13 protein-coding genes are annotated in these 13,162 nt (G+C 70.9%); 6 read left to right on the top strand and 7 right to left on the bottom strand.

Translation table 11 applies throughout. From position 1 onward, the window contains the following. Positions 1 to 74: 74 nt before the first annotated feature. Positions 75 to 623: a GNAT family N-acetyltransferase gene (locus J2Z30_RS30300; RefSeq protein ID WP_044575488.1), complete on the top strand. Its 549-nt coding sequence runs from the start codon at positions 75 to 77 to the stop codon at positions 621 to 623. Positions 624 to 641: 18 nt separating this feature from the next. On the opposite strand, the gene J2Z30_RS30295 is transcribed toward J2Z30_RS30300, so the two are convergent. Further along, positions 642 to 887, bottom strand: coding sequence for a hypothetical protein (locus J2Z30_RS30295; RefSeq protein ID WP_044575492.1), 246 nt, complete (start codon positions 885 to 887; stop codon positions 642 to 644). Between the two features lie 11 nt (positions 888 to 898). Continuing rightward, positions 899 to 2,248, bottom strand: a complete 1,350-nt coding sequence (locus J2Z30_RS30290; protein WP_052701590.1) for a S8 family peptidase — start codon at positions 2,246 to 2,248, stop codon at positions 899 to 901. A 280-nt stretch (positions 2,249 to 2,528) separates the two neighbouring features. Between J2Z30_RS30290 and J2Z30_RS30285 the strand changes: the two genes are divergently transcribed. Continuing rightward, positions 2,529 to 5,651 carry an NACHT domain-containing protein gene (locus J2Z30_RS30285; RefSeq protein WP_052701591.1) on the top strand — a complete coding sequence of 1,041 codons (3,123 nt, stop codon included), beginning with the start codon at positions 2,529 to 2,531 and terminating at the stop codon, positions 5,649 to 5,651. Positions 5,652 to 5,712: 61 nt separating this feature from the next. On the opposite strand, the gene J2Z30_RS30280 is transcribed toward J2Z30_RS30285, so the two are convergent. From J2Z30_RS30280 to J2Z30_RS30265, 4 genes are all read right to left on the bottom strand, one after another. After that, complete coding sequence (locus J2Z30_RS30280) at positions 5,713 to 5,907, bottom strand: type 1 glutamine amidotransferase family protein (protein ID WP_044575496.1); 195 nt, start codon at positions 5,905 to 5,907, stop codon at positions 5,713 to 5,715. Between the two features lie 161 nt (positions 5,908 to 6,068). Further along, positions 6,069 to 6,542 carry a carboxymuconolactone decarboxylase family protein gene (locus J2Z30_RS30275; protein ID WP_044575501.1) on the bottom strand — a complete coding sequence of 158 codons (474 nt, stop codon included), beginning with the start codon at positions 6,540 to 6,542 and terminating at the stop codon, positions 6,069 to 6,071. 167 nt (positions 6,543 to 6,709) lie between these two features. Then, positions 6,710 to 6,859: a hypothetical protein gene (locus tag J2Z30_RS30270; RefSeq protein WP_209468906.1), complete on the bottom strand. Its 150-nt coding sequence runs from the start codon at positions 6,857 to 6,859 to the stop codon at positions 6,710 to 6,712. A 1,140-nt stretch (positions 6,860 to 7,999) separates the two neighbouring features. Then, on the bottom strand, positions 8,000 to 8,626 hold the full coding sequence (locus tag J2Z30_RS30265; RefSeq protein ID WP_209468905.1) for a CGNR zinc finger domain-containing protein: 627 nt from the start codon (positions 8,624 to 8,626) through the stop codon (positions 8,000 to 8,002). Positions 8,627 to 8,804: 178 nt separating this feature from the next. Here J2Z30_RS30265 and J2Z30_RS30260 point away from each other — a divergent pair, with 178 nt between their 5' ends. Next, on the top strand, positions 8,805 to 9,506 hold the full coding sequence (locus tag J2Z30_RS30260; protein ID WP_044575504.1) for a haloacid dehalogenase type II: 702 nt from the start codon (positions 8,805 to 8,807) through the stop codon (positions 9,504 to 9,506). A gap of 91 nt (positions 9,507 to 9,597) precedes the next feature. After that, the gene (locus tag J2Z30_RS30255) at positions 9,598 to 9,945 is read left to right on the top strand and encodes a nuclear transport factor 2 family protein (protein ID WP_044575506.1); all 348 of its coding nucleotides are present in this window, start codon (positions 9,598 to 9,600) and stop codon (positions 9,943 to 9,945) included. Positions 9,946 to 9,972: 27 nt separating this feature from the next. On the opposite strand, the gene J2Z30_RS30250 is transcribed toward J2Z30_RS30255, so the two are convergent. Then, positions 9,973 to 10,542: a TetR/AcrR family transcriptional regulator gene (locus tag J2Z30_RS30250; RefSeq protein ID WP_044575508.1), complete on the bottom strand. Its 570-nt coding sequence runs from the start codon at positions 10,540 to 10,542 to the stop codon at positions 9,973 to 9,975. A gap of 200 nt (positions 10,543 to 10,742) precedes the next feature. On the opposite strand from J2Z30_RS30250, the gene J2Z30_RS30245 reads away from it, so the two are divergent. Together J2Z30_RS30245 and J2Z30_RS30240 are read left to right on the top strand one after the other, a co-directional pair. Beyond that, entirely contained in the window at positions 10,743 to 12,149 is a 1,407-nt protein-coding gene (locus tag J2Z30_RS30245; RefSeq protein WP_078957376.1) for an MDR family MFS transporter, read from the top strand. Between the two features lie 212 nt (positions 12,150 to 12,361). After that, complete coding sequence (locus J2Z30_RS30240; protein WP_044575513.1) at positions 12,362 to 13,018, top strand: hypothetical protein; 657 nt, start codon at positions 12,362 to 12,364, stop codon at positions 13,016 to 13,018. Positions 13,019 to 13,162: the final 144 nt, after the last annotated feature.

The following is a 13,162-nucleotide window of genomic DNA, read 5'->3' as shown; positions in this document are numbered from 1 at the left end:
ACCGCGTGGCCCGCCCCGCGCGTGGGCGCACAATTCGTTTGCCGTAGTGCGGCATTCGGACGCATCCTGACCCGATGTTGATCCGACGAGAGACCCGCTCCGACATCGACGCCGTACGGACCGTCACCTCGGCCGCGTTCGCGAAGTCGGACACCTCGGACACCTTGAACAGCTCGCCCCCTCCACCTCCCGTCGAGGCCACGCTGCTGGACGAGCTCCGGATCAGCGACGGCTGGCTGCCCGCGCTGTCGTTCGTCGCCACCGGCGACCGCGGCGAGGTGATCGGACATGTCGTGTGCACCCGCGGCCATGTCGGCTCCGACCTCGCCCTCGCACTCGGCCTCGGGCCGCTCAGTGTGCACCCCGCCCATCAGGGCCGTGGCGTGGGCCTCGCGCTCGTCCACGCGGTGCTCGGCGCCGCGGACGCGTTCGGCGAATCGCTGGTCGCCCTGCTGGGCAGCCCCGCCTACTACGGCCGGTTCGGCTTCCGCCCGGCGGCCGAGTACGGCATCACGGCCCCGGATCCGGCCTGGGGCGAGTACTTCCAGGTCCGGACCCTGACCGCCTATCAGCCGACCGTCAAGGGCCCCTTCAGGTACGCCGAGCCGTTCGACCGCGTCTGACGCGGCAGGAGCCGAGGCTCACCCCGGCGCGTCGGGCGGCGGCAGCCGGACGATCTGCTCCCGGTCCACCGACTCCACGCCGTCCACCGCCTCCAGCACCGGGATCCGGCCCTCCCGAATCGTCCCGGACAGCGAGCCCAGGATCGGCTGCTCACCGGTGACCGTCAGCCCGACCCGGCGCGCGGCCTCCACCACCTGGGCGAACCGGTCCGGGTCGACCGAGAGGATGACCCCGACCGGCCCGGACCGTGCCGTCTGCCCCATGGCGCCCCCGCTCACGGGGCCTGGAGCAGACCCGCGCCGATGTCCGCGCCCGGTTGCGCCAGCGGATGGGCGCCGGACAGCAGACGGGTGCTCAGGTCGGCCGCCGAGGCGTCCGGATGCGCCTGGGCCAGCAGTGTGACCACACCGGCGGCGTGCGGCGTCGCCATGCTCGTGCCGCTCATCGTCTGGTACGTGCCGTCGGGCGCGGCCGAGAAGATGTCGACCCCGGGCGCCGCGATATTGACCTCCCCGCCCGCGCCGTTGATGGCGCCGCAGGAGAAGAACGCGGTCCCCAGATCTTTGCCGAGCGCCGCCACCGCCAGGATGGACGGGCAGTTGGCGGGCCGCCCCACCGGCGCCACGAAACCGGGCCGCCGGCTCTCGTTGCCCGCCGCGGCCACGATCACGGTGCCGCGCCGCAGCGCGCGCCGCGCCACGTTCTCGTACGTCTGCGGGAACAGCTCGCCCGGCTCCACCGGAGCCCCGAGCGACATGGAGACCACCCGGGCGCCCTGGGCGACCGCCCAGGCCATCCCCGCCAGGATCTCGCCGTCGGAGCCCACGCCCTGGTCGCTGAGCACCTTGCCGACCAGCACCCGGGCCTCACCGGCCACGCCGTACCGGGGCGCGTGCCCCGGCTTGGCCGGACCGGCCACGGTGCCGACGCAGTGGGTGCCGTGGCCATGGCCGTCCTCGACGCTCGCCCCGGACACGAAGGAGGCCGTCGCCTCGACGCATCCGGTCAGATCCGGGTGGTCGGTGTCCACCCCGGTGTCCAGCACGGCGACCTTCACCCCGCTGCCCGTCAGATGTGACCAGCTGGCGCGGATCCCCTGGAGTCCCCAGGTGGTGTTCTGCTCGTCCCATGCCGGTCCCAGCGAGGTGGCGAGCTCGGCCCGGGTGTGCCGGGACACCTCGTCATCGTCGCTGCGGTACGTCGGGAAGAAGCCGGTCAGCGTGCGCTGCGGCTCTGTGATCACCGACGCGTACACCACGCGCTCCGGCTCCGTCGCGATGATCGTCGGCTCCGCCTCCGCCGTGGTGACCAGCGCATGGCGCTGGTCCGGCCGCACATCGACGACGGCGACACCGAGTTCGTCGAAGACCACCGACACATCGGTGCGCCCCAGCAGCTCCGCCGCCCCGGGCTCGGCCCCGCGGACGCGCTCCACGGACGAGATCCCCACGGACGAGCGCAGCGCCTCCATACCGCGGTCGGGCTCCTGCTGATCGAGCAGGACCACATACCGCCCGGTGTACTCGGTCTGCTGCGCCCCCGGCGGCATACCGGCCCGCTGCCGCGGCCGCTCCCCGTTCGGCCCCTTACCCATGGGCCCCACGGGCCCAGGTCCGTTCGTCATGGCCTTTCTCCGCTCCTGTGCGCGGTCAGTGTGCTCCCAGGGATGTTTCAGCGGTCAGTGTGCTCCCCGGGATGTTTCACCCGCCCCCACAGTCCCCCGGGCCCCCACGTCCCCCTTATGCCCACCGTCACCCCCCGCGTGGGGGCCCGCAACTCGGGGCACGGGCGCCCCCGCACATCGATTGATCCGGAGCGGCCGTTGGGCGAGGCGAACGCGTGCGGGTATAGCGGGTATAAGGGACGGCACGGGGAGCGGGGGACCGAGGGTTCGGGGGAGAACTGTGGCGGGCGGCAAGGGCAACGCCGAGGTGCTGACGCGGTTCGGGCTCGCGGTGGCGAGTCTGGTGCCACCGGCGGTGCTGGGGGCGCGGTTCTGGTCGTCGGTGAGCGCGCATCCCGTCGTCTCGCTGCTGCTCTTCCTCGGGTACGGGGCGCTGCTGGCGGGGCTGGGATTCCTCGCCAAGGTGTACGGCAAGGTCGCCGACCGGTGGGTCGAGCGGGCCGCCGACGCCGTGGACCGGCGGCTGCGGTGGCGGCTCTCCCGCTTCGAGCGGGACTACCGGGCGTACGTACTGAGCCACCACCGCTTCATCGACCTCAAGGGCCTGGCCACGCGCGGGGATTACACCCCCGGCCTCGAGGAGGTCTTCGTCGACGTCAGCCTGGTGCCGAGGCCGGCCCACGAGGCGTCGCGCGAGTCCCTGGCGGGGGCGCTCCCCGGGGGCGCCGACGGGGAGTTGCGCGTGCGGCAGTCCGTACGGGACTTCCTCGGCAAGCCGGAGGGCGCCGCGCTCGCGGTCATCGGTGCCCCCGGCACGGGTAAGACCACCCTGCTCAAACATCTGGCGCTGGGCCTCGCACGGGAGCGGGGCGGGCGCGATCTGCCGGTGCTGCTGCTGTTACGGGACCACGCCGAGACCATCGGCGCGCGGCCGGACGTCTCGCTGCCGGAGATCATCGGGGCCTCGCTGCGGCGGCTGAAGGGCGATGAGCCACCGGGCTGGTTCGACCGCCGGCTCCAGGAGGGGCGGTGCGTGGTGCTGCTGGACGGTCTGGACGAGGTGGCCCGCGAGGAGGACCGGCGCCATGTGTCCAAGTGGGTCGAGGAGCAGATCGAGCAGTACGAGGGGAACGACTTCGTCCTCACCTCACGCCCCCACGGCTATGCGAGCGCCCCGGTCAACCGCGCCAGGGTGCTCCAGGTGCGCCGCTTCACCGGTGAGCAGATCCGGCGCTTCGTCCACGGCTGGTACCGCGCGATCGAGCGGCTGAGCACGGGCACGGACGCCGCCGCCGTCACCGACCGGGCCGAGGAGGGCGCCGAGGACCTGCTGGCCCGGCTGCGTGCCCGGCCCGTGCTGTACGACCTGGCGGCCAATCCGCTTCTGCTGACGATGATCGCCAACGTGCACCGCTACCGGGGTGCGCTGCCCGGCAGCCGGGCCGAGCTGTACGGCGAGATCTGCGAAGTGCTGCTGTGGCGCCGCCAGGAGGCCAAGGGCGGCGTGGCGGCCTCGCGCGACGAGCTGACGGGGGCCAAGAAGGAGGTGCTGCTGCGGGAGCTGGCCTTCGTGATGATGGCCGACCGGATGCGCGACATCCGTGGCGAATACGCCTCGGAGGTGCTGCGCCCGCTGCTGTTCCGGGTCTCCTCGATCCTGTCCTCACAGGAGTTCCTGGACGCGATCGTGGTCAGCGGACTGCTGATCGAGCGGGAGCGCGGGCTGTACTCGTTCGCCCATCTCACCCTCCAGGAACATCTGGCCGCCCTGCACATCCAGCACCGGGGGCGGGCCGACGTCCTGGCCGCCAACGTGGACGACGACTGGTGGCGCGAGACCACACTGCTGTACGCCGCCCGGGTGGACCCGGCCCCGGTGGTGGGGGCATGCCTGGCCTCGGAGACCGTCAGGGCGCTCGCCCTGGCCTTCGACTGCGAGGAGGAGGCGACCGAGCTCGACGTGTCGATGACCCGCCGGCTGGAATCGCTGCGCGGGGAAGCCCTTCGGGAGCCCGTCGGCTCGTCCCGGCGCCGCCTGATGACGGCCGTCACGGTCATGCGGTGGCTGCGCGACACGGTACGGCTCGGCGAGGACACGCTGGTCTGCGCGCGGCCGGTGACGCGGGAGATCTTCGGTCTCTTCGCCGCGGAGAAGTTCCCGCCGACGGGGCGTGGCCTGGTCGAAGGCCCGCCCGAGGCGGCCGCCGTGGGGATGACCAGGGAGCAGGCCGGGGCCTTCGTACGGTGGCTGAACGGCCTCCTGCCCGAGGACGTCGGCTATCGGCTGCCCACCGAGGCGGAAGTCGCCGACCCCGGTTTCCGCCTCGCCGCCCCGGCCCCCGAGCACACCATCTGGTACGCCCCCTCGGACGGCGACCCCGTGGGGGTGCCGCTGTGGGTGCCGGAGGGGGCGGGGAACCCGTGGTGGCCCGGACCGGCGGACCTGTCCGGTCTCGTGTATGAGGTCAGCGGTTTCGCCGAGTTGAGGTTCAGCCGGTCCGGTTCCTGGCTCGGCCGGAGCGAGCAGGACGACGAGATCCTGGACCTGGGGAAACAGGCGCTCGCCCTGGTGCGGGACCTCGCCGTCGAGGCCGGCGTCATCCCCTCCCCGGACGGCTCGCGCCGCACCAGCCGTGCGGCGGTCGCGGCCTCCGGTTCCAGCCCGGTCTGGAACCGCGTCGAGTACCCCCTCCGGGTGTTGACCGTGGCCCTCGCCTGTGACGCCCTGCGGCCCATGTTCCAGGCCGGTGCCACGTTCGAGGCGCGCCAGGCCGTGCTCCCCGCCCTTGAAGATGCCGCTCGCGGTGCCGGGGACCTCCTCTACCCAGCCCTCGTACCGGAACTCGACGACCTCGGACCCTCCGTCCACGTGACCCACCCCGGGATCCTCGATCGCCTCTCCCGCCAGGGGCACTGGGCCATGCGGCTGGCCGCCTTCCTGCTCGTGCTGGCCGGACAGCAGCGGGGCTCCCGGCGCGGCACCGTGCGGTCGGACGGATTCCAGTCGCTGGTGCACGGGGTGCTGAGCGGCGTCGACTTCACCGCCTCCCGCGTACGGCCACTCATGCCGGAGGCGCTCGCGGTGCTGGCCAGTGACGCGGCGGCCGTCGTGTCGACCCGGAGCCGCGAACACACCGTCTTCTCCGGAACCATGGAGGAGATGGCGGCCAGGATCGTGGCGGCGACCGACGACCACGCCGCGGCACGGCGGTCCATCACGGCGTCGGAGGCCGCCTTCCTCCGTCTGGAAGCGCTGGCGCTGTCGGAGGTGGCCGGCCATGTGCTGCAAGACGCCAGTCTGGCCGGCACCTACCGGAACATCGCCGTCGGCCTCCTCGTGCTCGAACGCCGCGCGGAGGGCTCGATCGTGCCCAATGAGACGATCGTGCTGGTCCGCGCGTGACGGTGTGGTCGGCCGCCCCGCCGGTCGGTGGCGACGAGGCGCATATCGAGGTGAGCGACCGTCACGCGTCGCTCGGCGCCGCGCACCGCTCCAGTACCTGCGAGACGGTGCGGGCGATGCGCCGCGGGTTGTACTCCATGGCCGGCTGGGAGAGTTTCGCGGCGTCCTCGCCGATGACGCGCGCCACGGGGGTGAGCCCGAAGTCGATACCCGCGGTCACACCGCCGCCGGTGAACCTGTTCCGGTCGACGCACACGCGCTCGAGGCCAGGTGCGGACCGACGAAGCCGAGCGTGGTGTGACTGACCCCCGTACAGCACCATGCCGACTTCCATCGGACGTGCGGCGTCCGTCTCCCGACCGTTCCCCTGCGTCGTTTCGCGTGCCAACCCCAGCCTCCGTGGGAGGACGCCGGGCCTCACCCGAACTGGCCGGGCTGGTAGTCGCCGGCGGGCTGCTGGACGATGACGTTCAGCCGGTTGTAGGTGTTGATGACGGCGATGATCGACACCAGAGCCGCGAGCTGCTCCTCGTCGTAGTACTTGGCGGCGTTCGCCCACGCCTCGTCCGTGACGCCACCGGCCGCGTCGGCGATGCGGGTGCCCTGCTCCGCCAGTTCCAGGGCGGCGCGCTCGGCGTCGGTGAACACCGTGGCCTCCCGCCAGACCGCGACGAGGTTGAGGCGCGTCGAGGTCTCCCCGGCCTTCGCGGCGTCCTTGGTGTGCATGTCGGTGCAGAAGCCGCAGCCGTTGATCTGGCTGGCGCGGATCTTCACCAGCTCCTGCGTCGCGGCCGGCAGCGCCGAGTCCGAGATCACCTTGCCCGCGGAGTTGAGGTGCTTCAGGAACGTGCCGAGGAGCGGGTTGCCGAAGAGGTTCAAGCGAGCGTCCATGATGGGCTCTCCTATGCGGTTGCCGTGGTTACACCTCACTGACGGAACGGCTCGGAGAGATGTGACAGGCGCGCATGTGACGCTGGTCACCGGGATCAGCCGCCGTCCCCGGACCCCGGGGGCGGCGGCTTCTCGGCCTCACTGCCTCGCTGCGGGCCCTGCGTGGGCTAGTGCGTCAGCGTGTACCAAGCGGTGCTGCCCACCGTGATGCACACGGCCCAGGCCCACCGCAGCGCTTTGGGGGAGATGCGGACGGAGAAGGTCACGTGCTCGTCGAGGCTGATCTCGAGGTGTCGCCGGCGCTTGCGTTCGGCCATGCGGATTCTCCTTGGATTTCGTGGCCCTCGGTCATGTGCCGGGGTCCGCCTGGTGAGGGACTGACGGGGTGTTCGGCTCCAACTGCCAGGAAGGGGGGAACACCACGTCGGAACGTACGCCTGCCCGCGGACAGGTGTCGTGTAGTTAACGCAGCCACGTCGCTCGACGCAACTAAACCCGCACTAACCACTGACAAAGCGTCAGCCGCTAGCTGTCGGAGGGTGACACTACAATTCCCCTGCGCTTCAGGGACATTGATCCGCATAGCTCTCATCACCGGGCATAGCAGCCATACTTACCGGCGGGTATTTCGCAACTTTGCGATAGGGAGCGCATGTAAATGCACTTAACGCGCCAGTTGGCCCCGCGTTCGGTATGGCCAACGCCACACTCCGGGGGGCGTTGAAAAGGCGATGAAACCCCCCAGGAGCCGCTTGCCTCGTATATTCGGCGTGTCTTCGTGAAAGCGTCATGTCCGGTATGGGGCGCGGTGGCGCTCAGCAGGAGTTTTGGCTATCCGGTGTCAGTTAATTGCCACTCGAATTGGCGGCTGCCTGCTGCTCGGTTAAGTGATTGCCCGAGCGGCCTATCCGGGGCGGATGCAACGAGATGATCGCGAATGCAAATCATGTGCGGACGGTGCGCGCGGGTGGTGAGCAATGACGGTGTTGGCCGGAAACCGCCGCCCCTCCCTTCCTGGCAGTTGGAGCAGGGGCGGCGGCCCTCACCAGACGTGGAGAACCACGCCCGCTTACTTCGTCGTTGACCCCACGGATGTGCGGGCAGCGTCGCTGTTCCGGCTTCCGCTCAGTCAACGACTGGATCGAGGATAGTGTTTTTCTGTGGGGTTCGGATGCACTGCAAGGGGTGAATATGTGTTATTCGCAACACTGTTCTGGCCGTTCAGAAGGATGAAAAAACTCGGCTCCGGACCCTATCTCTCAGGGCGTTCTGATAGCGGAACCTCTGATCCCGCCAGGGCATCGAGGTGCCGCATGATGAGCATGTGGCCGGTTTTCGTCACCTTCTAATAGGGCGGCCGAATTGCCGACGGTCGCACAGTTCCGCTACCCGCCCTTGCCGGATCCAGAGGCTTCGCCCCGGGGTCCGGGGCCGAGCCGGGGAGCTCGGCGGCCGGCCTAATCGGAGTCGGCGGGCCGGTCGCGCCTCGCGGTTCGGCGGGCGCGGTGGTTGGCGACGTTGACGCGGTTGCCGCACAGTCCGGGCATGCAGTAGCGGCGGCTGCCGGGCCGGGTGGTGTCGATGAACGCTCCCCGGCAGGTGGGCGCGGTGCACGGGCGGAACCGCCGCTCGCCGAGGGTGTGGACGACCCCGAGGATGCCCATGCCGCAGATCAGTGAGAGGGCGTCGGCGATGGTCGCCCCGTCCCGGAGCGGGACGGCCCACCGCATGCGGCCCTCGTGCGCGGGATCCGGTGTCAGGGTGGCGCCCCGGGCGGACGAGGTGAGCCGGGTGGCACCGGCGATGAGGCGGTCGCGGTCGGGGTGATCGATCAGGTCCCGCACGGTGCTCCGCAGCGCGTGCACCGCATGGAGGTCGGCCGGGCCTCCGCGGCGGGCGAGTTCGGCCGGTGCGCCCGGAACGTCGTCGTCACCTCCGGGTCGGTCGCCGTGCAGCTCGGTGAACGCGACGAGGGCGGCCAGGTCGGGCAGGCGGTCGTCGCCGCGCCAGACCTCGGCGGTGGTGTTGACCAGCTCGGTCGCGATCCCCGCCGCCCAGACGTAATCGTCCAATGCCACTTGCATCGTTGACGCGCTCCTCGCTACGGTCGGCTAAACGCAATTTTAACCCTTACGCGCCGCACCAACTGCCAGCCTCAGCCCTCGCCCCGGCCCCAGCCCCAGCCCCAGTCTCAGTCTCGGTCTCGGTCTCGGTCTCAGTCTCAGCCCCCGCGCCCCCTCGCTCCGTCAGGAGACCTTGCCCATGTCAGAGCTGGAGATCGACGCCGTCGTCTTCGATGTACTCGGCACGCTCGTCGACGAACCCACCGGCATCCGCGCCGGTATCCGTGAACTCGCCCCGGAGCTCGACGATTCCGGGATCGAGCGGCTGTTGTCGCTGTGGCAGCGGCATGTCGACCGTGAGCAGCGCCGCATCCTCGACGGCGCCCGGCCCTACGCCACCACCGAGATCCTCGACCACGAAGCCGCCCGGCTCGTCGCCGACGCCGCCGGGGTCGACGACCCGGCCGCCGTGGCGGCGCTGGCCCTGTCCGGCCGCCGGCTCCCGCCGTGGTCCGACACGGTGGCGGGGCTGGCCCGGCTCGCCGGGCGGTTCCCGCTGATCGGCCTCTCCAACGCGAGCCGGACGGCGCTGCTGGAGATCAACGCCCACGCCGGTCTGCGCTGGCACCAGGCCCTGTCCGCCGAGGACGCCCGCACCTACAAGCCGGATCCGGCGGTCTACGAGCTGGCCGTCACCGTCTCCGGACGGCCGCCGGAGCGGCTGCTGATGGTCGCCGCCCACGCCTGGGACCTGCGCGGTGCGCAGGCTCTCGGCCTGCGCACCGCCTATGTCGCCCGCCCCGTCGGTGACCCGCCCAGCCCCTCGGACCGTTTTGACCTGCACGCCGACGGCCTGGCCGATCTGGCCGATCAGCTCGATAGGAGCTTGCTTCCGCAATAGCCAGCGCTTGCAATCATCCGCGTATGCAACTACTGTCTCGAGTCACCTCGCACACCCGCGAAACACACCCGCGAACGGAATGGCTGGAGCGATGACCCGGACCCCCGAGCAGATCTTCCACGACCACGGCCAAGCGCTCGGCTCGGGCGACCTGGACAGGATCAGCGCCAACTACGCGGAGGACGCGGTCTTCGTCACGCCCTCCGGTGTGCTGCGGGGCCGCGAAGGGGTGAAGCGGGGCATCGGCGCACTGCTCGGCGATCTCCCCAACGCCGCCTGGGAGTTGAAGCCCCAGTTCGCGGATGACGTCCTCTTCCTCGAGTGGTCGGCCGCAACCGCCCGTGTGCGCGTGAACGATGGGGTCGACACCTTCGTCTTCCGTGACGGCCTCATCCAGGCCCAGACCGTGCGCTACACCCTGGTCGCCGAAGAGGGCTGAGCCACGGCGAACCGCCTGGGCCGGTGGTCAGCGCACCAGGGGGAGGAAGACCCCGTCGACGATCTCTTCGAGGGTGTCGTCGGGCACGGGCGCGAAGGTCGTGAGGATTTCGTGGCGCAGCAGGTCGAAGGGGAGCGACTTGACGCGTTCGGTGAGGAGTTCCGGTTTGATCTCACCGCGGTCGACGGCGCGGCCGAAGAGTGCGTCGAGGGCTTCCGCGCGTCCCGTCGCGAGGGGGTCGCGCAGATCGACGGGGCTGTTTCCGGTCTCCTGGTGGTAGTCGGCCAGGCGCATGCTCATGATGGTGATGAACTGGACGCGGGTGGAGTTGATCTCCCGCATGAGGGTGAGGATGTCCTCCCGCAGGCTTCCCGTGTCGGGAACGTCGAGGCGGGACTCCTTCAGGGTGTGGACGATGGCCGCCCGGACGAGTTCGTCGCGGTTGGACCAGCGGCGATAGAGAACGGGCGGACTGGTGCCCGCGCGCTTGACGACGGCGTCCATGGTGAACCTGGCGTAGCCGGTGTCCATGAGTTCTTCCCAGGCCGCGTCGAGGAGCGCCTTCTCCAGTGCCGCTCCGCGGCGTCGCTCGGGCATGCGCCTCTCCCTTAGATAGACTTGCCTTTCTTATTCTAGCGCCTTACCCTGACCACCGTAAGATAGATCGCTATATCTTAAGGCGGTTGTTCGTGAGCACTCCTCCCAACCGGGCCAGCCCCGCATCAACGGCGGCAGACCCCCATCGCGTGGATCCCGATCGCGTGAATCCCCATCGCGTGGACCCCGCCGTGTGGCGCATGGCGATCACCCTCATCGTGGGCGCCCTAGCCGTCGTCTTCGACACCACCATCGTCAGCGTCGCGCTCAACGACCTGGCGAGGGAGCTCGACGCCCCGCTGTCCACCATCCAGTGGGTGAGCACCGGCTACCTGCTGGCGGTGTTCGTCACCATCCCACTCGCCGGATGGGCCCAGTCACGGCTCGGCGGCCGACATCTGTGGATCGCGGCCCTGGGCGGGTTCCTGCTCGGCTCGATCCTGAGCGCGCTGGCGTGGAACGCGACCAGCCTCATCGCCTTCCGCGTCGTCCAGGGCGGCGCGGGCGGCCTCATGATGCCGCTCATGGCCACGCTGCTCATGCAGGCCGCCCAGGGCCGCAACATCGGCAAGGTCATGGCCATCATCACGGTGCCCACCGCACTCGGCCCGATCCTCGGCCCGGTCCTGGGCGGGCTCATCCTGCATCTGGCCGACTGGCGCTGGCTGTTCTTCGTCAACATTCCCTTCTGCGTCGTCGGTGCCTGGCTCGCCCGGCGCAATCTGCCCGACGACCGACCGGCGCCCGACCGCCCCCGCGCCCGCCTGGACACCGTCGGCCTGCTCCTGCTCTGCTCGGGCTTCGCCGCCCTTGTCTACGGCCTCTCCCGGGTCGAGGGCAGCGCGGGCTTCGCCGACGCCAAGGTCCTCATCCCGTTGACCGGCGGACTCGCCCTGGTCGGGGGCTACACCGCCTGGGCGCTGACCCGCACCACCGGCGCCCTGGTCGATGTGCGGCTGTTCCGCCACCGCGCGGTGGCCTCCTCCTCCACTCTGCTCCTCCTGGGCGGCATCTCCCTGTACGGGTCGATGATGCTGCTGCCCCTGTACTTTCAGCAGGTCCGCGGCGAGGACGCCCTCGGCGCCGGACTGCTGCTCATCCCGCAGGGTGTCGGCGCGCTCCTCGCCCGCGGCCTGGCAGGCGCGTACACCGATCGCCTCGGCCCCCGCGGGGTCGCCATCGCCGCATTCGCTTTCGTCGCCGCGGCCACCGTGCCGTTCGCCTTCGTCACCGCCGGCACCAGCGAAGTCCTGCTCATGGCCGCGCTGTTCGTCCGCGGTATCGCTCTGGGCGCCGCCATGATCGCGCCCATGGGCGCCGCGTACGTCGGGCTGGAACACGGGGAGATCCCCGACGCCAGCATCATCACCCGCGTCGCCCAGCAGCTCGGCGGCGCCCTGGGCATCGCCGTCCTCGCCGTCATCCTCCAGCACGGCACCGGCGACGCCCACACCCCGGACGCCCTGGCCGACGGCTTCGGCACCGCCTTCTGGTGGTCGGTGGCCCTCACCGCCGTCGCCGTCCCGCTGTGCCTGCTCCTGCCCAGCCTCCCCGAACCGGCGGCCCCCGACGACGCCGCCGAGGCGGAAACCGCCGCCAAGGCCTGAAACGCGCGTCGCGGGCGAGTGGGGCCTCAGACATCCGGACCAGCCCATGACCCGGCTCCGCCTGGTCGCGTGACCGTGCCTCGTCCTTGCCCCTGCTCACAACCGTGTTAGCCGACCGTTAGCGGGGCGGCAGCCTTGCGGTAGGGGGCCCGGCCAGAGTTGGTGACGCACCGAGAAGACCACGACATCGACTGCCCCTGGGGGGACCCAAGATGAGCTCCAACACCATCGCCCACACCGTTCGTCGCCGCACCCTGCGTGTCGCCGCCGCGGTCCTGATCGCAGCCGCCGGTTTCAGCCTGACCGCCTGCAACGACTCGGACGCCAACGCCTCGAAGCCCGCGGCCTCCGCCGCGTCCAGCAGCGCGGATTCCTCCACCGGAACGAAGAGTTCCGACGCCAAGGCCGACACCGGGGCGGGTACCGAGGACAAGGCGGGCGCCGCGGACGAGGCGGCATCCCCGGACCGCACCGAGACCCTGGCGGACGGCAGCACCGCCGAGATCTACGAGCTCGGCGACCAGCACTACCGCCTCAAGATGGTCAACGACGGTGACGTCCTGGCCACGTTCGAGGCGAACGGGGAGGACGCCGGGCTCGACGCCAACGGCATGTACGTCGTGCTCACGATGGGCGGCGAGGTCCAGTCCTGGATGGGCGGCGAGCACCAGGCGCCGGGTACCTTCGAGATCGCGGGCGATTTCACGGCCAAGGTCACGAAGGTCGGCGAGAGCCACTACCGTGCGCAGATCATCGGCAACGGTGACGTCATGGCCACGATGGAGGCGAACGGGCACGACGCCGGGCTTGACGCCAACGGCGTGTACATCGTGCTCAGCACCCGCGGTGCGATCAGCGCCCACGAGTGAACGGCCACGAGTGAACGCCCGCCCGGCCGCGGCGGGGGGGGGGGGCCCCCCCCGGGGGGGGGCCCCCCCCCCCCCCGGGGGGGGGGGGGGGGCGGGGCGCGGGGGGGGGGGGGGGGGCCCCCCCGGGGGGGGGGGGGTCCGGGC

Origin of the sequence: Streptomyces iranensis, assembly GCF_017874715.1 — a bacterium.
Taxonomy (GTDB): domain Bacteria; phylum Actinomycetota; class Actinomycetes; order Streptomycetales; family Streptomycetaceae; genus Streptomyces; species Streptomyces iranensis.
This window is presented reverse-complemented; position numbering and strand designations above follow the sequence as displayed.

Bases quoted from the DNA above. Each gene is read 5' to 3' on its own strand.
- J2Z30_RS30300 (WP_044575488.1), top strand. From the start codon at position 75: ATGTTGATCCGACGAGAGACCCGCTCCGACATCGACGCCGTACGGACC.
- J2Z30_RS30295 (WP_044575492.1), bottom strand. From the start codon at position 887: ATGGGGCAGACGGCACGGTCCGGGCCGGTCGGGGTCATCCTCTCGGTC.
- J2Z30_RS30290 (WP_052701590.1), bottom strand. From the start codon at position 2,248: ATGACGAACGGACCTGGGCCCGTGGGGCCCATGGGTAAGGGGCCGAAC.
- J2Z30_RS30275 (WP_044575501.1), bottom strand. From the start codon at position 6,542: ATGGACGCTCGCTTGAACCTCTTCGGCAACCCGCTCCTCGGCACGTTC.
- J2Z30_RS30270 (WP_209468906.1), bottom strand. From the start codon at position 6,859: ATGGCCGAACGCAAGCGCCGGCGACACCTCGAGATCAGCCTCGACGAG.
- J2Z30_RS30265 (WP_209468905.1), bottom strand. From the start codon at position 8,626: ATGCAAGTGGCATTGGACGATTACGTCTGGGCGGCGGGGATCGCGACC.
- J2Z30_RS30260 (WP_044575504.1), top strand. From the start codon at position 8,805: ATGTCAGAGCTGGAGATCGACGCCGTCGTCTTCGATGTACTCGGCACG.
- J2Z30_RS30255 (WP_044575506.1), top strand. From the start codon at position 9,598: ATGACCCGGACCCCCGAGCAGATCTTCCACGACCACGGCCAAGCGCTC.
- J2Z30_RS30250 (WP_044575508.1), bottom strand. From the start codon at position 10,542: ATGCCCGAGCGACGCCGCGGAGCGGCACTGGAGAAGGCGCTCCTCGAC.
- J2Z30_RS30245 (WP_078957376.1), top strand. From the start codon at position 10,743: ATGGCGATCACCCTCATCGTGGGCGCCCTAGCCGTCGTCTTCGACACC.
- J2Z30_RS30240 (WP_044575513.1), top strand. From the start codon at position 12,362: ATGAGCTCCAACACCATCGCCCACACCGTTCGTCGCCGCACCCTGCGT.